11 protein-coding genes are annotated in these 21,475 nt (G+C 67.4%); 7 read left to right on the top strand and 4 right to left on the bottom strand.

What is annotated here, in order from left to right; all coding sequences use genetic code 11:
* Positions 1 to 414, top strand: a 414-nt coding sequence (locus ACH438_RS41145) for a CBS domain-containing protein (protein WP_397015733.1), incomplete at its 5' end; no start/stop codon positions are given.
* Here the strand turns inward: ACH438_RS41145 and ACH438_RS41140 are convergent.
* Positions 387 to 1,142, bottom strand: a complete 756-nt coding sequence (locus ACH438_RS41140) for an alpha/beta fold hydrolase (RefSeq protein ID WP_397015731.1) — start codon at positions 1,140 to 1,142, stop codon at positions 387 to 389. The two genes, ACH438_RS41145 and ACH438_RS41140, sit on opposite strands and share 28 nt — an antisense overlap.
* 164 nt (positions 1,143 to 1,306) lie before the next feature.
* On the opposite strand from ACH438_RS41140, the gene ACH438_RS41135 reads away from it, so the two are divergent.
* On the top strand, positions 1,307 to 1,804 hold the full coding sequence (locus ACH438_RS41135; RefSeq protein ID WP_397015729.1) for a DUF2231 domain-containing protein: 498 nt from the start codon (positions 1,307 to 1,309) through the stop codon (positions 1,802 to 1,804).
* On the opposite strand, the gene ACH438_RS41130 is transcribed toward ACH438_RS41135, so the two are convergent.
* Complete coding sequence (locus ACH438_RS41130) at positions 1,793 to 3,121, bottom strand: cytochrome P450 (protein ID WP_397015727.1); 1,329 nt, start codon at positions 3,119 to 3,121, stop codon at positions 1,793 to 1,795. The two genes, ACH438_RS41135 and ACH438_RS41130, sit on opposite strands and share 12 nt — an antisense overlap.
* Positions 3,122 to 3,307: 186 nt before the next feature.
* On the opposite strand from ACH438_RS41130, the gene ACH438_RS41125 reads away from it, so the two are divergent.
* From ACH438_RS41125 to ACH438_RS41105, 5 genes are read left to right on the top strand one after another with little or no spacing between them, the layout of a single operon-like run.
* Positions 3,308 to 13,558, top strand: coding sequence for an HAD-IIIC family phosphatase (locus ACH438_RS41125; protein WP_397015725.1), 10,251 nt, complete (start codon positions 3,308 to 3,310; stop codon positions 13,556 to 13,558).
* Positions 13,555 to 15,945: a thioester reductase domain-containing protein gene (locus ACH438_RS41120; RefSeq protein ID WP_397015723.1), complete on the top strand. Its 2,391-nt coding sequence runs from the start codon at positions 13,555 to 13,557 to the stop codon at positions 15,943 to 15,945. The genes ACH438_RS41125 and ACH438_RS41120 overlap by 4 nt, the downstream gene beginning before the upstream one ends.
* Complete coding sequence (locus ACH438_RS41115; protein ID WP_397015721.1) at positions 15,942 to 17,006, top strand: alpha/beta hydrolase; 1,065 nt, start codon at positions 15,942 to 15,944, stop codon at positions 17,004 to 17,006. The genes ACH438_RS41120 and ACH438_RS41115 overlap by 4 nt, the downstream gene beginning before the upstream one ends.
* Before the next feature lie 38 nt (positions 17,007 to 17,044).
* Positions 17,045 to 18,334: a glycosyltransferase gene (locus ACH438_RS41110; protein WP_397015719.1), complete on the top strand. Its 1,290-nt coding sequence runs from the start codon at positions 17,045 to 17,047 to the stop codon at positions 18,332 to 18,334.
* Positions 18,335 to 18,337: 3 nt separating this feature from the next.
* The gene (locus ACH438_RS41105; RefSeq protein WP_397015717.1) at positions 18,338 to 19,585 is read left to right on the top strand and encodes a glycosyltransferase; all 1,248 of its coding nucleotides are present in this window, start codon (positions 18,338 to 18,340) and stop codon (positions 19,583 to 19,585) included.
* On the opposite strand, the gene ACH438_RS41100 is transcribed toward ACH438_RS41105, so the two are convergent.
* A complete protein-coding gene (locus ACH438_RS41100) occupies positions 19,578 to 20,468 on the bottom strand; it encodes a helix-turn-helix domain-containing protein (RefSeq protein WP_397015715.1) in 891 nt (296 codons plus the stop codon). The two genes, ACH438_RS41105 and ACH438_RS41100, sit on opposite strands and share 8 nt — an antisense overlap.
* A gap of 73 nt (positions 20,469 to 20,541) precedes the next feature.
* A complete protein-coding gene (locus ACH438_RS41095; RefSeq protein ID WP_397015713.1) occupies positions 20,542 to 21,345 on the bottom strand; it encodes an SDR family oxidoreductase in 804 nt (267 codons plus the stop codon).
* Positions 21,346 to 21,475 lie beyond the last annotated feature (130 nt).

Below are 21,475 nucleotides of genomic sequence, written 5' to 3'. Positions count from 1 at the left end.
GTGGATCTCGATGCGGCACACCACCGTTCGGCTACTCGCCTCGACTCGGCGACGGTCGGCACGGTGATGGAACCGATGCCCGAGCCGATCCCGGCCGACACGCCGCTGGCCGAAGCGAATCACGCGGTCGTGGTGTCGGCCAACGGAATTCTGCCGGTCGTCGGCGCCGATCGCCGCTACCACGGGTGCGTCACCGCGCGCTCGGTCGCCGAGGCCTTGTCCAACCCCGAGTCCGACCACGGCACCGTCGGCGACGTCGCCGTGATGCCCGCCAAGATCACCGAATCCGCGTCCTTGGCCGAGGCCCTCGACGCCCTCGGCCGCGCCGAAGCAACCGGCATGCCGGTGCTCGATCGCGACGCGCATTCGGTGGTGGGCTGGCTGACCTACCGCACTGTGCTGTCGGCGTTGTGAACTGCCGCACCGGAATCCGGTGCGGCAGCGGTATGGGCGAGGCGCTGCGGATGCCCGCCGATGACGAGCTGCTCGTCCGCGCCGACGGCGCCGCTCAAACGGTCGGCGGCACCCTGCTCGGGTTGGGATCTAGCAATCGGTGCCGGGACCTGTTCAGGCCGTCGTTGGCGGAAGTACTCGAGACCGGCATGGGTGCGGCCGGGCTTGCTGTACGCGGCGATCAGCCCGTCGCTCTCGGATTTGTCGATGTCCCCGTCGGCCTCTCGGTAGAAGGACCCGTAGAAGTTCGGCTCTTTGCCTTCGATGAGCTGGTCGGCCAGATCATTCTTCGGGCCGTTGGCCAGCCAATCCCACCAGAAGGTCCCGGGCTTGGTCTGGACCTGGTTGAGGTAGTCACCGGTCGGCGGGGCCTCGAGAATCGCCAGGTGTGCCACGTCGGCACGGTATTCGGCGGCATATGCCAGCCCGATCGCACCGCCCCAGTCATGGCCGATGATGTCGACGCGGCCGAGGCTCAGTTTCTGCGCCACCGCGTGGACGTCGCTCGCGACGGCCAAAGCCTGATAGCCGTCGTCCGATCTGGCGAACCCCGAATCGCCGAAGCCCGGCAGATCGACCGCGACCACGGTGTGGTCCTTGGCCAGATCGGGCGCGACCTTCTGAAAAGCGTGCAGGTCCTCCGGCCACCCGTGCAGCAGCACGATCGCCGGCCCCTGCCCGCCCTTCACGTAGTGGACGGTGACCCCATCGTTGTCGACGGTCCCTCCTCGAACCCGGGAAACGCAGCGGGCTTTGCCGCCAGTCGACGGCGGTTTCACCGACCGGGCTCAGCGTCGTCACAGCGACGATGTGAAAGCTTTACGCGACCGATCCGTTCGCGAGAAAGCTTCCTATGTCGACGTTCAATGGCCTGCCGGCCCACATCCTGCTGGTGCATTTCATCGTGGTGCTGGTGCCGTTGACGGCGATACTCGCGATCCTGTCGGCGGTGTGGCCCGCGGCTCGCCGCCGGCTGGTGTGGCTGACCCTCGTGCTGGCGGTGAGCGTGGCGGTGCTGACACCGATCACGACCGATGCGGGGGAGTGGCTGGAAAAGCGGGTCGGGCGCAACCCGAACCTGCACACGCACACCCATCTCGGCGACACGTTCATCTACTTCGCTGTCGCGCTGATGATCACGGTCGGGCTCGTGGCCGCCGTGCACTACTTCGAGACTCGCGGGCGGTCGTTGTCGAAGGTGCTCGTCGGAGCGGTCGCTGTTCTCACGATCGCCGCGAGTGTCGGTGCGACAGTGCAGATTTACCGGATCGGGGAGTCGGGCTCCAAGTCGGTGTGGAACGGGGTCTCGGCGCGCCCGGCCCGCACTCCCGCGCCGAAGTCAGCGGGGTAGCAGGGTGATGCGGGCATTGTCGGCGGGACTGAGGCCGGTGTGGAAGCGGCGCGGGGGCTCGAGGTAGCCGGGAGTTGTCTCGATACGGCGATGTTCGAGGATGACGCGGAACAGGATTCGCGCCTCGGCGAGCGCGAACGCCGCGCCCAGACAGCGGTGCGGACCGGCGCCGAAAGTCAGCCAGGTGTGACCGTTGGGGCGATCGTCGAGGAAGCGTTCGGGGCGGAAGGTCAACGGGTCGGGGTAGTGCTGTTCGGACTCGTGGATGAGCAGAACCGGGACGATGACCATGGCACCCTTGGGGATTGCGACACCGTTGATCACCGTGTCGCGTAGCGCCCGCCGACCGGTGAAAGGCGATACCGGGCGCAGGCGCATGGTTTCGGCGACCACGGCATCGAGGTAGGCGTCGAGGCGGTCCTGGTCGCCGGAGTCGGCGGCCGCGTCCAATTCGGCCATGGCTTCCGGGTGTGCGGCCAGCATGGCGGCGATCCAGCCGAGGGTGATCGCGGTGGTTTCATAGGCGCCCAGCAGGACTCCGCGCATATTGCGGGCCAGTGCGACATCGTCGTGCTGATCGAGGTCGGTATCGATGTAGCGGGCCAGCATGTCCCGGCGGTCCGCGGCCTGTCCGGGCGCGGCTCGGCGCGCGGTGATCTCCTCGATGATCACCGCATCGACATCGGCTTCGCGGCGCTGCAGCGGGGGGTAGGGCGGGGTGTAGCCGCCGAACAGTGGCGTCAGCAAGGTGACGGCGAGGAAACCGCGGCTTTCGATTTCACCGAACCACTGCTTGACCGCTTCCTGCAGCCGCTCCCGGCGGCCCGGCGCCACATCGCCGAAGACGACACCGAGCAGCACACCTATCGCCAGGTCGTAGCCGACCCGCAGGAACTCGATCGGTTCTCCCACCGGCCAATTCGGCAGCTCACGCTCGACCACCTCCACCATGAGGTCCTCATACGAGCGCAACGCCTTGCTCTGGAACGGCGGGGAAAACAGTCGTCGTTCCCGCCGGTGCGCGTCGCCGTCGAGGAAGATCAGCGTCTGTTTGCCGAACATGCGGTCATGGCTGGACAGGCGGCTCAGCAGTTGCCCGATCGAGAAGTCGTCGTGGTTGGCGAATACCTCTCGCACATCGTCCATGTCGTGGGTGACGAGCATGGTGGGAAATCCCGGCGCCGAGACCACGAACCGTTTTCCCAGGTCCAGCAATGGGGACTGATGCGTGCCGGGCCGCAATAATCCGCCGAGCCGGCCGAAATGGCGGGTGCGTAGTCGGGGCAGCTGGTTCAGCGAAATCGCGGTCTGTGACACGCAGCCATCCTCACTGCTGGATCAGCTCCGCGCAAACATGAAATTCCCTCGGCCACAATGAGTGTCGTTTCACACTGCCCCTATTTTTCGGGGCCTTCCGCGCGATTGTTGATCTCGCCGAGTTCGGTTGGGTGGTGTAAAGATAGCTCTGTCGTGGCTCAGGTTTCTTGTTAGAGGAAGCAGTTCGTGGTCAACACTTTCGTCGAAACACTGTTCGCTCAGGTCGAGAATCGGCCCACCGAGTTGGTGTACCGGTTCCTGGACAGTGGCGACGTCGACGGTGTCGTCCGCGAAATCTCGTACGGCGAGCTGGGATTGCGGGTGCGCGCGATCGGCGCCGCACTACAGGAATCGGTGCCGCGGCGCGATTCGGCGCCGCGGGCGCTGCTGCTGTATCCGGCGGGACGCGAATTCGCCGAAGCGTTCCTGGGATGCCTGGCGGCCGGCGTGGTGGCGGTGCCTGCGCCACTGCCCGAATGGGACAACCGGTCACTGCGGCGGCTGCGGCGCATGGTCACCCACGCCGAAGTCGATGTGGTGCTGGCACCGCAGAAGGTCGTCGCGGATGCGGCGGCGTTGTACAGCGAGATTCCCGAATTGGCTGCCGTGCCGTGGCTGGCCACCGACCTGATCGGCAGTGATCAGGCAATGCGCTGGCGGGAGCCGGATCTCGGACCGGAATCGGTGGCGTTCATCCAGTACACGTCCGGGTCGACCAGCGCGCCGCGCGGTGTCCTGCTCACGCACGAGAACCTGCTGCACAATCAGGCCGCGCTGGCCGACGGGCTCGGTCACGACCGCACGATCGCCGACTCGTGGGATGGCGCGCTGTTCGCCAGCTGGCTGCCGATGTACCACGATATGGGACTCATTGCGCCACTGCTGCATACCATCTACCTGGGCGCGCATTCGGTGCTGATGTCGCCGCTGCACTTCCTGCAGCGGCCCGAGCGTTGGCTGCAGGCGATCTCCACTTATCGCGCGCACACGAGCGGCGGCCCGAACTTCGCTTACGAGCTGTGCGCGCGCAAGATCACGCCCGCGCAGCTCGATGGGGTGGATCTGACTCGGTGGCGGGTGGCGTTCAATGGCTCCGAGCCGGTGCGGGCCGCGACCATGCGGCGGTTCACCGACGCGGTCGCCGGGGCCGGATTCCGTGCGAAAGCCCATCAGCCCGTGTACGGGCTGGCCGAGGCCACGTTGATCGTGACTGCTTCGTCGACCACCGAGGCGCCGACGGTTCGCGAGATTAAGGGTGCGGGCTCGCGCCGGGAGTGGGTCGGGGTCGGGCGACCGGTCGAGGGCATATCGATCGCAATCGTCGACCCCGAGCAAGGTGTCGAACGCGCCGACGGGATCGAAGGCGAAATCTGGGTCACTGGAAAGAGCGTTGCCGCCGGGTACTTTCGCGATGCCGAAGCTACCGAGGAAGTGTTCGGGGCGAAGTTGCCTGGCGACGAGCGCCGCTACCTCCGTACGGGTGATCTCGGAATCCGCTCCGACGGCGAACTGTTCGTCACCGGCAGGCGCAAGGATCTGCTGATCATCGACGGGCGCAATCACTATCCGCAGGACATCGAATCGACCGTCGAGGCCGCGCACAGCGGGATCCGGCCGGGCTGTGTCGCGGCGTTCTCCGTCGAACTCGCAGGGGCGGAGCAGCCGGTGGTGGTGGCCGAGGTCCGCACCGAAGACCCCGACGAGCTGGCCGCGATCGAAGGCGCTGTGCGTGGCGCGGTCTCGGCCGAATACGGGCTTACGCTCGCGACGGTGCTGCTGATCCGGCCGGGCACGATCTTCAAGACCAGCAGCGGCAAGATTCAGCGATCGGCGTGCCGGGCGGCCTACCTCTCCGGTGAACTGCTCACGCTGACAGCTGGTCCGCTGCGTTCACCCGAAGACGAGCTCTTCGACTATGAACCGGAAGCGCCGCGTGCGGAGGCCGAGGACGCGGCGACAGGTCCGTCCGCGGAGGCGATCCGATCCTGGCTGGTGCTCGAGATCGCGCGGCAGGCGGCACTGGATCCCGAGCGCATCGACGTGCATCTGCCGTTGGTCGAATTCGGTTTGGGCTCACACGATTTGGTGGAACTCGTGATCGAGCTGTCCGACTTCGTCGGCAGCTTCGTCGACACCAACATGTTCTTCGACCATCCCACGATCGACGGCGTGGCCATGGCGCTGGCACCCGCCGCGCCGATCGCACCGGGAATCGAGACCGCGCACGGCGACGTAGCCGAGCCCGCAGACAACGGGACAGACGAGCGTGCGGATGTCCGCGAGGACGACTCGGACGATGACGCGATCGCGATTCTGTCGATGGCCTGCCGATTCCCCGGCGCAGCAGACTCGCCCGAAGCACTGTGGCGACTGCTCGACGGCAACGGTGACGCGCTCGGTGAAGTGCCCGTGGGTCGCTGGGACATCGACGGCCTGTACGACCCCGACACCACCGCGACCGGCAAGGCCTACACCTTCCGCGGCGGCTATGTCGACGGCATCGATCGCTTCGACGCCGCGTTCTTCGGCATCGGGCCGCGCGAGGCCGCGGTCATGGATCCGCAGCAGCGCATCATGCTGCAGCTGGCGTGGGAGGCGATCGAACGATCCGGTCGCGATCCGCGCACTCTGCACGGCAGCCAGACCGGCGTGTACCTCGGCGTGTACAGCACCGGCTATCTCGCCGATCCCGCGCCCGAGCAGCTCAATGGTCAAGTCGGAACAGGACTTTCGCCCAGTGTCGCCTCCGGACGGATCTCCTACACGCTGGGATTGCACGGTCCGGCGGTGACCATGGACACCGCCTGCTCCTCCTCGATCGTCGCGATGCATTCGGCGATGCAGGCATTGCGATCGGGGGAATGCGATCTCGCCCTGGCGGGTGGTGCCACGCTGCTGATGTCGCCGATCGCGCATATCGAGCTGTGCAAGCTGGGCGTGCTGTCACCGACCGGCAGATGTGCGCCCTTCTCCGCCGATGCGGACGGGACGGTGTGGGCCGAGGGCGCGGGGCTGGTGCTGCTGAAACGGCTCGGTGACGCACGCCGTGACGGAGACCGGGTCCTCGCGGTTATCCGTGGCTCCGCGGTCAATCAGGACGGGCGCAGCCAGGGGCTCAGCGCGCCGAACGGTGCTGCACAGGAACAGGTGCTGCGTTCGGCGCTGTGCGTTTCGGGTCTGGCGCCGCACGATATCGACTACGTCGAAGCACACGGCACCGGTACCGCGCTCGGGGATCCGATCGAGGCGCGGGCGCTCGCGCGAGTGTTCGGGCCCGGTCGTGATCCGGCCCGTCCGCTCGGCATCGGATCGCTGAAATCCAATGTGGGACATACACAAGCCGCGGCAGGCGTCGGCAGTGTCATCAAATTGGTCCTCGCACTGCAGCATGAGCGCATCCCCGCCACCTTGAATGCGGGTGTGCCGTCGGCGCATGTCGATTGGGAGCGCAGTGGGGTCGCCGTGGCCGCGGAGGCGCTGCCGTGGCGGCGCGGTGATCGGCCGCGGCGTGCCGGGGTGAGCGCCTTCGGGCTCAGCGGCACGAACGCGCACCTGATCCTCGAAGAGGCGCCGGCCGAGTCCTTGGCAGCGCCGGAGACTTCAGGCCATGACCGGAGTGGTGTTGCGCTGCTGCCGATTTCGGCTCGCAGCCAGGCATCGTTGCACGGTCAGGCCGAGCGGCTGCTCGACCTGGTGATCGCCGAACCAGGACTGACGCCGGGACCGGTCGCACGCGCACTGGCATTGCAGCGCACGCAGTTCGAACGTCGCGCCGTTGTAGTGGCGGCCGATCGGGACGAAATGGTCGCTGGGCTGCGCGAGCTCGTGGACGGCGGGTCCTCAGTGAATGTCATCGTCGGTGCGGGCGCGGTGCTCACCAACGCCAAGACGGCGTTCATATTCCCCGGGCAGGGCTCGCAGTGGGTGGGAATGGCGCGCGACATGCTCGCCTGCTCCGAGGAGTTCCGCGCCGAATTCGAGCAGTGCGACAAGGTATTCGGGGCACTGCTCGGCTGGTCCCTGGTCAACAAGCTCGCCGAGCTGACCGCGGCGGAACTGCTGGAATCGCCCATCGTGCAGCCGCTGTTGTTTGCGGCCATGGCTGGACTCACGGCAGTCTGGCGCGCGGCGGGTGTAACCCCGGACGCGGTGGTCGGTCACTCGCAAGGCGAGGTCGCCGCCGCCTACTGTGCCGGAGTGCTCGAATTGGGCGACGCCGCACGGATCGTCGTCGCGCGCAGTCGCCTGATGCACGCCGTTCCCGAACCGGGCGCGATGGCACTCGTCGGCCTGCCCGTGGACGAGGTTCGCGGCCGGCTGGCAGATCGCGACGGGCGAGTCTCGGTCGCGGCCGTCAATGTCCGGCGCTCGACGATCGTGACCGGTGAACAGGCTGCGGTCGAGGAATTGCTGGCCGAACTCGACCGCGAGGGCGTCTACACCAGACTCGGCGCCGCGGGCATCGGCTTCGGCGGGCACAGCCGACTGATCGAAACCATCCGCGAACCACTGCTGGCCGAGCTGGGCGATATCACCACGAATGCACCTGCCACACAGTGGTATTCGACGGTGACTGGCGAACTCGTGCCGAGCGAGCCGATCGACCCTGCCTACTGGTATCAGAACGCACGCCAGACCGTACTGTTCATGCCCACCATCGAGCGCATGATCGCCGACGGCTTCCGATACTTCGTCGAGCTAGGTGTGCATCCTTCGCTCACCGCGGCAGTGCAATCGGTGTCCGAGAGCCTCGACCGCGAAGTGGTGGCGGTCGGTTCCCTGGTACGCGACCAGGACGGACCCACCAGCCTCGCCAGAGCGCAAGCCGCCCTCTACGTGGCGGGCCACGAACTCGACTGGACCGGTTCGGTTCCGGAATACGGCCGGGTTGACCTGCCCACCTACGCCTTCGACGAACGCCGATTCTGGACCGAACGCAGCAACCGCGATACCGCCGCGCTCGGCCTCGAAGAGGTCGCGCACCCTGTCCTGGGCGCGGTGGTGCCGCAACCGGATTCGGACGGCGTCATCCTGACCGGGCGACTCTCACGCCGCCTGCAGCCCTGGGTGGCCGATCATGCGGGACCGAACGCGGTGCTGCTGCCCGGCGCTGCCCTGGTCGAAATGGCGATCCGGGCCGGCGACGAGGTGGACAGCCCAGTGTTGCGCGAGCTCGTGTTGCGTGCCCCGCTGCTGGTGCCCGAGCGCGGCGCCGTACGAATCCAGACGGTCGTCGGCGGCACCGAAGAGCACCGGACCGTGCGCATCTATGCCCGCGACGAGAACGACCCCGACGCCGGCTGGACGCTGCATGCGGACGGCCGCCTGGCCGAGGAATCCGAAACGATTCCACCGCAGGCGGATTCATCGGCCTGGCCGCCCGCCGACGCGGTGCGCGTCGATGTCGAGACCCTCTACAGCGAGCTGTTCGCGCGCGGCCACGAGTACGGCCCGCAGTTCCGTGCGCTGCGCTCGGCTTGGCGGCGGGACGATGAAATCTTCGCCGATATCGAACTCGCCGAATCGGCGCACGCCGACGCCGCGCGATTCGGCATCCATCCGGCCCTGCTCGACGCCGCGCTGCACGCCACCGCCCTGTTCGCTGGCGACAGCGCGCATGCACTACTGCCCTTCGTATGGACCGACGTCGCACTGTGGGCCTCGGGCGCAACGAGTTTGCGCGTCCGGCTGACTCGTTCGGGCGCCGACACCATCACCATGTCCGCCACCGACCGGAACGGACGCCCGGTGGTATCGGCCGGCTCGCTGCTACTGCGCCCGGTCGCTGCCGCACAGTGGGACGCCGCGTCGGTCGCCGCCGCGCACCGCCGCCTGTTCCGTATGGAGTGGCCGGAACTTGCGCTGCCGACTCCGGAGCGGGCACTCACGGTATGCGAGTGGAACTCTCCTGCGGCCGCGTCCGCCGATGCGATCATTCTTTCCGTACCTGCGGGTGACTCACCCGAGCAGGTCCACGAAACCGCCCGATACGTCCTGGCCTCGCTGCAAACGATCCTCGCCGACAGCCGATTCGAACGGACGACTCTGGTGGTCCGCACACGCGGCGCCGTTGCCGTCGGCTCCGGGATCGGTTCGCAGGTTCCGGATCCCGCGGGCGCGGTCGCCTGGGGGCTGGTGCGCTCGGCACAGTCGGAACAGCCGGGCCGCATCGTGCTGATCGACACGACCGACTCGGAACTGGATATCCCCGCCCTCCTCGCCACCGGCGAAGCACAGCTCGCCGTGCGCGACGGTGCCGCGTACCGGCCACGGCTGGCCCGATTGCCGAGGCCGGCCGGGCGGGTGCCCGAAGGCAGGACAGCCGTCGGTAACGGAGTCGTTCTGGTCACCGGAGCGCCCGGGCGGCTCGGATCGGCCTTGGCCCGCCATCTGGTGGAGGCGTACGGCGTTCGAGATCTCATGCTGGTGAGCCGTCGCGGCATCGAAGGCCCGGGCGGCCACGAGCTGCACGACGACCTGGAAAACCATGGCGCGCGGGTGCGATTCGCCGCCTGCGACATCACCGACCGATCGGCGCTGGCCGAGTTGCTCGACGGCGTGCCGCTGACGGGAGTGGTCCACGCAGCGTGCGTACTCGATGACGGCGTGCTCGGCTCACTGACCCCCGAGCGACTCGACCGCGTGCTGCGCCCCAAAGTCGATGCGGCACACCACCTGCACGAGCTGACGGCCGATCGCGATCTGTCGATGTTCGTGCTGTTCTCCGCGGCGGGCGGGCTCTTCGGCACGCCCGGGCAGGCCAACTACGCGGCCGCCAATGCGTATCTCGATGCGCTGGCATTGCGCAGGCGAGCGCTCGGGCTCCCTGCCCAGTCGCTGGCATGGGGTGCGTGGGAGGTCGATATGCACGACCACTACGCACAAGCCGACATCCGGCGCATCGAACGCGCGGGTGTACGCGCGTTCTCAGTACCGCAAGGCATGGCGTGTTTCGATGCGGCACTGCGTGTCGACGATCCGATGCTGGTACCGCTGCTGCTCGACACCGACGTGCTGCGGCGCTCTCCTGCTGTGCCGCCGCTGCTGCGCGGACTGGTCCGCCGAGCGGCACGCCGCGCCGTCGCCGACCACTCGACCGCCGACATCGTCGCGGACTCACGCTTCGCCGAACAACTTCGGTCGCTCCCGCGCACGGAGGCGATCGCGCTCGCAGTATCCGCGATCGCCGAATGGACCGGACAAGTGCTCGGCCACTCCGGAACCGAGACAGTTTCGGCCGAGGAGACCTTCCAGAGCCTGGGCCTGGACTCGTTGATGGCAATCGAACTGCGCAACAAAGTGCGCGAGCACACCGGAATCTCGGTGCCACTCGGTGCCATCCTGGCCGAACAGAACCTCACCGACCTCGCCGGCCATCTCCTCGGAGAAGTGTTGCGGCAGAGCGATTCCAGCGCCTCGGAGACGGAATCCGCCGAGGTACCCGACGTCGAAGTGCTCCCGGTGACGCGGGACATGATGCGTCTGCTGCGCACCGAGCAACTCGGCATCCCCAGCGCCGCCCAGACCGGCGGCGTCGCCGTACGACTGCCCGCACGCATCACCCGGCCCCAGCTGTCGGAGGCACTGACAAGACTGGCCCGCCGCCACGCCGCGCTGCGCACCACCATCCGGCCCAGCGCCGAGCACGGGCGACAGCTCGAAATCCACCGCGAGCCGGGCGACCTCGCGGCATGGCGCGAACTCGATCACCTCGATGACGCTGTCGTACAGGAGCGTTTCCGGCAGCTGATGGCCCGCCCGTTCAACCTCGAGACCGGTCCGCTCTGGCGCTTCGAACTGCTCGACGCCGAATCCGCCAATCCGGTGCTCCTTTTCGGCGCCCATCACAGTATGAGCGACGTGCAGTCCATGCTGCTGGTCGCCGGTGAGCTCGCCGCAGAGTTGTCCGGAGTGCAGCCCGGCAGCCCGGAGTTGAACGGTGCGCGGCATACCGACCCGGAGTTGTCCGGTGCGCGGCATGGCGACGCGCAGTTGACTGGTGCGCTGTTCGGCGACGTGGTGACCAACCGCGACATGCATCAGTTGCTGGCGGCGCAGCCGAACGGCCGCGACCGCGGCGACGCTGCGACCGGCCGGTGGCGTGAAGCGTTCGCGGGCGTGCGCCGCCTCGAGCTGACGCTTGCGAATCCGCGTCCAGCGCAGCGCAGTTACGGTGCGGGCGCGATCGCGCTCGAAATGCCCGGCGGGCTGCATGACCGGGTTGCGGACCGCGCTCGCGACCTCGGGCTCACTCCCGCGGCGATCTTCCTCGGCGCGCTGACCGTGCTGCTGGCACGGCGGCAACAGGTTGATCGGTTCGCGCTGGCGGTGCCGGTGGACACCCGGATGCATGCCGATGCGACCGACGCCGTCGGGTATTTCGGTGTGCCCGTGCCGTTCCCGGCGGCGGTGCCAGCCGATGAACTGGTCGTCGACGTGCTGCGCCGTACCGGTGAGCAGCTTCGAACTCTGCTTGTACCCGGTGCAGGCTTCGCCGAGGTGCTCACCGCGTTGGCCGCGGAGGGGCTGCATCGCGACAATGCACCGCTGATCGAGGTGTATTTCAACTATCTGCGCGCCAACTCTGCAGTCGCTGCGACGGAGGTGGTGCCGGTCAGCACCGGCTATTCCGATCTCGACCTCATGGTGGCGGTACTGCCGGACACCGGGCAGGTGTGGTTCACCTACAACAGCGACATCATTGACGCGGATACCTGTGCCGAGTTCGGTGCACAGTACCTGTCGATGGTCGAGGCGGTGATTGCCGATCCGGGCGCACCCGCGCGGCCTGAATCCTCTGCGCCGCAACCGAGTTCTGGTGTTCGTGTGGCGCTGGGTGCGACCTTCGCGCTGGGCAGGCTGCCCGAGCTGGTGTCGGCGGCTTCCGCGCAGGCTTCGGGTGCGCTGGATGGCTCGGGTGCGGTGGTCGGTGTCGTGGAGGCGCCTTATCACCAGGTGCTGGCGGGCCTGCGTGACCCTGCGGGGGTCTTCGCGCAGCCTTCGACGGCGCTCGGCATCGTGTTGCTGCGCGCCGCCGATCTGGAGCGGTTCGGTGCGATCTCCGATGATCTACTCGCTGAGCTCGCCGCCGAGTATCCGGCGGCCGTGCGCGACTTGGCCGCACGCACGCGTAAGCCGGTCGTCGTCGGCATACTGCCGTCGGCGCGGACCGAGGAACGACTGCTCGCGTGGGAGCGGCTCGTCACCGAACGACTGCGCGACGTTGCGGGCGTGGCGGTGCTCGAGTCAGGGGAGTGGACGCGGAACCATCCGGTGGACAACCCCTTCGACGAACGCACCGAAGTCCTGGCACATATGCCCTTCTCGCCCGAGCTCCAGGCGGCCGTGGCGCTGACCCTGATCGCGACCGTCGACGCCGTGACCGAGCCCGCGCCGAAGGTGATCGCCGTGGATGGCGACGACACCCTGTGGAGCGGCACGGCAGGTGAGAGTGGCGCCACGGCAGTGGTTTTCGATGCGCCACGGCTGGCGCTGGCCCGGCGGCTCGCGCAGTGGCGTGCGGCGGGAACCCTGCTGGTACTGGTGACCAACAACGACGCCGACATCGTCGAGGCCATCCTGGAGCGACCCGAAAGCCCACTGCGACGCAACGATTTCGCAGCCATCTCCGCGGGCTGGGACAGCAAGCCCGAGCGGCTCGAGGAGGTCGCGCGCACACTGCGACTGGGACTCGACAGCTTCTGCTACCTCGACGACAACCCCGTCGAAGTCGCGCGCATGCGAGCCCAACTGCCCGAGGTCTTATCGGCGACGTGCCCGCCTGCCGAGGAACTCGAATCATTCCTCACGCGACTGTGGCCGATGACGCCGATCGCCGCGACCGCGGAGGACCGGCTGCGCGCCGACTTCTACCGTGAAGAACACGAGCGTGACACCGTCCGTGCGGCAACGGAATTCGAGGAGTTCCTGGAACGACTGGCACTCGAAGTGGATATCGACCGACTGGCCGACGCCACACTCGAGCGGGCTCGCCAACTCGTGCGCCGAACCAACCAGTTCACCCTCGGCGCCGTCACCGTCGAGGATCTCGACCGGTGGCGCGTGGAGGGCGAGGTGTGGACCGCGACAGCACGCGACCGCTTCGGCGACTACGGACTGATCTCGGTCCTGGCCCTGCGTAAGGACGGGGACGAGCTGTGGGTCAGCGGCTGGCAACTGAGCTGCCGTGCCCTCGGCCGCGGTGTCGAAGAACGCCTGCTGAGTTGGGCGGCCGAGCGCGCCGACGTCCTCGGGTGCGCAACGGTTCGGATAGTGGTCGAGCACACCGCCCGCAACGAACCCGCCCGGCGACTGGCCGCACGTCTGCCCGGCGCAACCGACGACGGGCAACGGCTTGACGTGGCGGTGTCCCCGGATCGCCTGCGAGAGTTCCGATCCTGGGAGCGTCTGGCCGAGACGGTGGGGGAGAAGCGGTGAGCAATCCCGACGACCGCAACTCCGTACGGAACTCTGCCGTGGACCGCCGCGCGCGTGGCGAAAGCCTCGAACGCGGCAGCGCCGCAATGGATATCACCGCCCTGCTCGCCCGTACCGGCACCGCACCCGCGCCGGTACCCGTACCCGCAGCTGCGCCCGTACCCGCAGCTGCGCCCGCGACCGCAGCTGCGCCCGCGACCGCAGCTGCGACCGCGACCGCAGCTGCGACCGTGGCCGCGGGTGCACCCACGCTGTGGACGGACCTGCAAGGCGCACCGCAGACCAACGCAGCAGACATCACGCCTGCAGACGCACGGCAGTGGGACCCAGACACACTGGCGGCGGCCATCACCGCGGTCGCGAATCGGTTCGCTGTGACGGCGATGGATGACGACACCGACTTCTTCGACGCCGGCGGCACCTCCCTCGCGGCAGTGGAACTGCTGGCGGCACTCGGCCGTGAGCTGGGCATCGATCCCGATCTCGACACCGTGTTCTTCGACGCACGACCGCGCAGATTGGCACACCGCTGGCTGGCCGACCACCCCGAAGCCCTGGCTTCGCGGTCGACCGAAGAAGCCGACACCGACGACCTCGCCCAGCTGTTCATCGATCTTGCGGGTGCCGACCGGCTTCCGCTGGTGGCTGCGCCGGAGCGGGTTGCGCCGCAACGGATTCTGCTGACCGGGGCTACCGGGTTCCTCGGGAGTCACCTGCTCCTGGATCTGTTGCGGCACAGCGAAGCTCACGTGATGTGCCTGGTTCGGGCCGACGATGATGAGGCAGCCGGTGAGCGGCTGCGGGCAGCGTTGCGGAAGTTCTCGCTACCGTCCTCGCGTGAGGTAATGCGGCGGGTTACCGCGGTCGCGGGAGATCTGCGGGAGGCTCGGCTGGGATTGTCCGACGGGCGGTGGGAGAGGCTTGCGGGGGAGGTTGATTCCATTGTCAATGCGGGGGCGGCGGTGGATTTCCTGCGTGGGTATCCCTCGTTGCGGCGCACGAACGTGCTGGGCCTGTTGACGCTTGCCGAGTTGGCGTGTGCAGGTCCGGTGAAGCCGCTGCATCATGTGTCGTCGTTGGCGGTGTTCAACGGGTCCGAGTCCGACACGCTCGGCGAGGATGAGCCGACGGCCAATGTTGCCGCGCTGCCGATCGGTTACGACCGGTCGAAATGGGCGGCCGAGGCGTTGCTCGAGCGGGCGGCGCGGCATGGGCTCGTGGTGACGGTGCTGCGGCCGGGCGGGATCGGTGGTCATCCGGAGACGGGGGCGCATAATCCGCGCGATCTCAATGCTGGAATCTCCGCGGCGCTCCTGCGATTTCGTACGGTGCCAGGGTTCCGGTATTTGAATGCGGCACCGGTGGATTGGGTGAGCCGGGTGACAGCGGAGATCGTTGCTACGCCGAGCGCATGGGGGCAAACCTATCACCTCACCGGTGCGCCGACCTCACTCGAGCAGGTGGTGGCCGAGACCACGCTGGGTGGCTTGGGTGTGCGAGTGCTGCAGTGGGAGCAGTGGTGTGAGGACGTGGTGCGGGCAATCCGGGAAGAACCGGTGCCGGAGCTGGAATCACTGGCGCAAGTGCTGCAAAGTCCCGTGGCCCGTCGACAACTCGCGGCCATGGTGACCGCGCCACCTGCGACAGCTGCGCGGACCGATGCGTTCGTGGCGGCGCAAGGGTTGCCCGCGCCCGCGTCGGGGGCGGCGGCACGCGGGAAGATGCTCGAGACCATCGCAGGCCTGGGGCCGCGTGCGGGTGATGAGCCCTACTTGCGGTTCAACGAAACGCTTTCCGGGACTATCGGAGCGATCGGTGCGACCGCCGACATTCCCTGTGAGTTGCGGTTGTCGCTGTCGGTCGCGAGTAGTGCTCAGGCTTTCAGCGCGCGAACCCTCGATGTCAGCGGCGAATTGCTGTGTGCGGCGTTGCACGATCAGCCGCTGACCGTCGAAGGGACGGCGACGATCCGGCCGCACGACGGCATTCCGCTGCGTCACGAAACGCGGCATCCGATCATGCATTACCAGCTGGCACTGCGCGATTCGTCCGGTGGCAGCTGGTGGCTGCAAGGGTACAAGTTCGCCGCCGCCCGTCGGCGTCTGGTGCGCCAGCTCGGGACACAGATGATCGAGATCGGACGTCTCGGGGAGCCCGCGATCTATACGGGCGAGGTGGCGGTGCCGATGCACACCTATCTGCCCGATCAGATCGACGGTATCGAGATCGATCCGCGGCTACCCGAGCGACAGCAGCGTCTGGCGAAGCTGCTGTGGCTCAGCTGGTTCGGTGGCCAGCTCGGCAAGAGCCTCATGGAACCGGTCCTGCGGGTCGGTACCGATCTGCTGGATCTGCGCCGGGCGATGCGTAAGGAGCACCGCCGATGACCGACAGCAGATCCACTGAACTCGCTGCCGGAGAGGTGATTTCCTTCCGGACCGCCGATGGCGTCGACTTGCGGCTGCGTCGCGTCGGCCCGGCGGATGCGCCCGCGGTGCTGCTGGTGCACGGGCACGGGGTGTCGTCGGAAATGTTCGCGCTGCCCGAGATTCGGAATGTCACCGACGTGCTGGCTGATGCGGGCTATCAATCCTGGCTGCTGGATTGGCGGGGCAGTTGCGCGCTGCCATACAACGAATCCGGGCGCCCGTACACCTTCGACGACGTCGCACTCTACGACCTGCCTGCCGCGGTCGCTCAGGTCAAGGAGCGGATCGGGGACCAGCCGCTGTTCGTGGTGGCGCACTGCATCGGCGCGTTGTCGCTGTCGCTGAGCATGACCGCCGGACTGCTCCCCGGATTGGCAGGGGTGGTCGCACAGGGCGTGTTCCTGACTCCGAAGGTCAGCACGTCGGCACGCATGCGTGTGCTGGTGGCCAGTGAACTGCTCGGCTCGCGCGTCACCCACCTCGAATCCGACTTCCGCAAGGTCGGACTGTGGTCGCGGCGCACCCTCCTCTACGCCGCGCTGTCGCGCAAGGGCGACTGCCCCGACCCGACCTGCCGTCTCGTGCACTACGGCTGGGGGATGGGCGCCAAGCTCTTCGAGCACGACCACCTCGACACGCGCACACACGACCGGCTGGCCCAGCTGTTCGGTGCCGTCCCGCTGTCGGTGCTCCCACATCTGCGGCAAATGGAATTGGCGCACGCCGTCGTCCGCTGGAATGTCGACGACGACCGCTACCGGGCACTCCCGGAGAACGCCCTCGACGCGGCCGATCGCATCGATTGCCCGGTGCTGCTGTTGTCCGGCAGTCGCAATGAGGCGTGGGTCGATTCCAACAAGCTCTGCTACGAGGTGCTGTCGGCGCGCAATCCCGGCGTCGATGTGCGCTACACCGAAATTCCGTCCTACGGCCACCTCGACACGTTCATCGGCCGCGGTGCGGCGCTGGACGTCTTCGGGCACATCGTCGACTTCCTCGACGAGCTGTCGGCCGGCTGACATCAGACACTGACGAGATCACGAATGGATTCGAGAGTATGCGTATCGCATTGCTGACCGCGGGAACCCGCGGCGATCATCAGCCGTATCTCGCCCTGGCCGACGAATTGCGGTCGCGCGGGCACCATGTCGAGATGACCGCCACCGAGAACTACGCGGACGTGGTGCGGCGCTCGGGCTTCGAACCGCACGTCATACCGTTCAACTCCGCGGAACTGCTGGAATCACCCGCGGCCAAACGCGGTCTGTCATCCGGCAATCCGCTGCCGTTCCTGCAGATCATGCTGGATACGGTGAAGATCATCGCGGGTGAACGCGGTGAGCGCATGCACGAAGTGCTCAGTGGTGCTTGCGAATCCGCGGATGTGATCGTGTCCTGCGCCTCGACGCTGCCGTGGGCGATGGAGCGGCGGGAGAAGACCGGGCAGCAGGTGATCGGCGGGCTGCCCTATCCGCTCGAGCGCACCGCGGAGTTCCCGTCCTCGTTCACCGTCAAGAAGATGGTGTCGTCGCGGCGACTGCGCCTCGCCAGCTACACGGCGTTCGAAATCACCTATGGCGTGGCGTATCACAAGATGGATCGGCGGGTCCGCGAGCTGATGGGGCTGCCCGGCAAACCGCAGAATCCGTTCCGGCGCATCCGCGCGGAAGGGATCCCGCTGGTGCACATGGTGAGTCCGGTGCTGCTGCCCAAACCCGCGGACTGGCCGGACCGCTCGACCGTCGTCGGCGCGCCGATCCTGCCCACACATCTGCGCGGGGCGTGGGGCGAAGCGGCAGTCGACCCGGCGCTGACCGACTGGCTCGACGAGGGCGAGCCGCCGATCTACTTCTGCCTGACCGGCATGCCGATCCTCGACCCGACCGCGGCCTGCGACCTCATCGCCTCCGTGTGCCGCAGACTGGGCGCTCGTGCCCTGGTGACGGTCAAGGGCGAGGGTTACCCGCGCGGCATCGGCTACGATCGTCGGCTGTTCGTCCTGGACTCCTTCGACTACGACCGCATCCTCCCGCGATGCCGGGCAGTCGTCCACCACGGCGGCAGCGGCAACACCCACGACGTGCTGCGCGCCGGACTGCCCGCGGTGGTGATCGGCGTGCACAGCGACCAGTTCTTCTACGGCTGGCGGATATCGGCACTCGGCGTCGGCGCCGACTTCCCGTACCCGAAACTGACCGAGGATCGACTGCACGACGCACTCGTCCGGACCTTGACACCCGAAGCCCGCAGTCGCGCAGCAGAACTCGGCCGCCAGGTCTCCGCCGAGAACGGCATCCAGGCCGCCGCGGACGCGGTGGAGAAACTCTCCGTCACGACCTCGGCCTGATCCATGGCCGAATCCCTGCACATCGCCCTGTTCACCGACTTCCACCCAGCCACCCTGGGCGGCGTCCAAACCGCGATGCGATCCCTGTGCGATGCCCTGCGCGCGCAAGGCCACCGCGTCACGATCTTCTGCGCTCCCGCACCAGGATCCGTGCCCACTGACGCCGACACGGTCCTTCTCCGCTCGGTGCCTTTCTCGATGTCGAACGGCCTGCCGGTGGTACTGCCCACGCGCGCCAATCAACGGCTGATCGATGACGCCTTCACCGAACGCGGCCCCATCGATCTCGTGCACTCCCTGACCACATACGGCTGCGGCATCTCCGGCATCCGCGCCGCCCGCCGTCACGACATCCCGATAATCCAAACCATGCAGAGCCGCGATGACACCGTCATCGAAAAGTACTCTCCCGCACCATTCATGGCGGCTTTGACCATGCGGCTGCTTCACGGCTGGTTCGTCCCCCGGCGCCGCCAGCCACCCTTCGCCGGTGACACCCGCACCACGCGCCTGGCCTGGCGCCCGCTGATCGCCCACGCACAAGCCACCGACCACGTGATCGTGCCCACCCACCACTTCGCCCGCCGCCTCGCCGCCCGCGGCGTCGACCGGCCGATCCACGTGGTATCCAACGGAATCGACGACGCCCTGCTCGACCGCATCCGCAGCGCACCCGATCCCGCACCGAACCCGGGCGAGCCGCTGCGCGCCTTGTGGTGCGGTCGCCTATCGCAGGAAAAGCGCCCCCTCGAAGCCATCGAAGTAGCCCGCCTCGTTGAGGACTGCACCCTGGACATCTACGGCAGCGGCCCCCTCGCCGACAGTGCCCGCACGGCCATCACCGCCGCGAACTTGTCACACCGCGTGCACCTGCACGGCGAAGTCGACCAATCCGATTGCCTCACCGCCATGCGCACCCACGATGTCCTGCTCCTCACCTCCGACTGCGACACCCAGGGCATGGTCCTGCTGGAAGCCGTGGCAATGGGCCTGCCCGTCCTCTATTGCGACCCCGAACTCTCCGAAACCGTCCCGGAGGACGGCGGCGTCCGCACTGTCAACCCCTCGGTGGAATCCTTTGCCACCGAACTCAACTCACTCGCCGAGGACCGCACGCGCCTACCTCTGATGCGCAAGTCCCTGGCCGCCCACGCCGACGAGCCCCGCCAGTCGAATCACATCACCGAAATCCTGTCTGTCTACACCGCAGCCCTCGCTGCTCGATCTCGAAAAGGTCGGAATATCAGCTGAGTGTCTGAATCTCGGTCGCTGCCTTCTCCTGGCCGGCCGCCCACGACGCCAAGAGGGCCAGACCGTCCGCGGTCGCCGTGCCGGCGGGCGCGGTGTAGACGTTCATGAGCAGGCCGGGTTCGGCAGGCAGCTCCATCGACTCGACGTCCAGATCGAGCCGTCCCACTACCGGATGGTGCACACGCTTGCGTCCGGACCGATGCAGCCGAACATCCTGCGATGCCCACCGCTGCCGAAACAGTTCGCTGCGCGTTGATAATTCACCGACCAGGGCGATCAGCTCCTCGTCGTGAGGATTGCGGCCGGCTTCCATGCGGAGCTTCGCGGCCACATCGCCGGTGATTCGGTCATAGTCGACGAAGAACGTTTCTGCCGCTTCGGGATCCAGATACACGAACCGCGCGGTGTTGGCCGGTCGTCGCGTGTCGGCCAGCACCGGTGAATACAGCGCGCGGGCAAGGTGATTCGTGGCCAGCACGTCGAAACGGGCGTTGCAAACCCAGGCCGGCGCATCGGTGATGGCGTCGAGCACCTGCCGAAGCGCCGGGCGCACCGTCACGGCGGGGCGCCGGCGGCGTGGACCGCTGGGTGTCCTGGACTGCCGCGCAAGGTGGAACAGGTGATCGCGCTCGGCCTCGTCGAGTTGCAAGGCAGCGGCCAACGCGTCGAGCACCCTGTCTGAGGCGCCGGCGAGGCTGCCGCGCTCCATCCGCACGTAGTAGTCGATCGATACACCCGCCAGTAGCGCGACCTCTTCGCGCCGCAGACCTTTGACCCGGCGGTAACCGCCGTAGGCGGGCAGTCCGGCCCGCTCGGGCGCGATTCGCGCGCGACGCGAGCTCAGGAATTCCTTGATCTCAGTGCGTAGATCGATCGTGGCCACCTCGCCACCGTAGGCCCTGGACGCAGGCGAAGGGAGGTCCTGCTGGTACCCCCGAGGGCTGCGCACCCCGTCGCTAGGTACCGGATGCCGTGGTGGCGATGCCGCCGTCGATCGGGATGATGGTGCCCGTGAGGTAGGACCCGGCCCGGCTGGCGAGGAACACGGCGATCCCTGCCATGTCGTCATCGCGGCCGAGCCGGCGCAACGGGGCCTTCGCCACGATCGTGTCACCGACGGCATCGAGCGTGGACGCCATCATCTCCGACGGGAACGGTCCCGGCGCTACCGCATTCACCGTAATATGCTGCGGGCCAAGCTCTCTGGCCAGCACCCTGGTGAGCTGATGCAATGCCGCTTTGCTACCGGCGTACGAATAGTTGGGCGACTCAGCAACGTGGATCGCGGCGATACTGCCGATATTGATGATCCGCGCGGGATCATCGGCGCTGCCCGCCTTGCGAAGCGCGGGAAGCAGCGCCTGCACCAGCCAGAACGGTGATTTGAGATTGAGATCGAGCACCGCGTCCCACGCCTCGTCCGGGAACGTCTCCAGTGGCTCGCGCCGCATCGCTCCCGCGTTGTTGACGAGAATGTCCAGGCGTTCCGAGTCGTCCATGACGAAATCAGCAAGGCGCTGACACTCATCGTGCTTGGACAAGTCGGCGGGAATTGCCCGAACGTCACCGAATTCGGACAGCAGCTGCTGTGCCTCCGCGCACGCGTCTGCGTTGCGCGAACTGATAATGACGCGGGCGCCCGCCTGCAGCAGGCCGCGCGCAATCATCATCCCGATACCCTTGGTGCCGCCAGTGACAAGTGCGCACTTCCCACTCAGATCGAAAAGTGCTGTGTGAGTGGTGAATTGGTTCTCCGCCATCGGTCTTCGCCCGTTCTGCCGTGAATGCATGTGCTGACACGGTCAGATTGACAGGCGTCCCGAACGTCTGGGAGACCCTGGTGATACAGGCACTGGGAAAGCCTCCCTTATCAGGAACGGCCGGTCCGTC

This window comes from Nocardia sp. NPDC020380 (genome assembly GCF_044386975.1).
Lineage (GTDB): Bacteria > Actinomycetota > Actinomycetes > Mycobacteriales > Mycobacteriaceae > Nocardia.
Note: the sequence above shows the minus strand (reverse complement) of the source record. Positions and strands in the feature narration are given on the sequence as shown.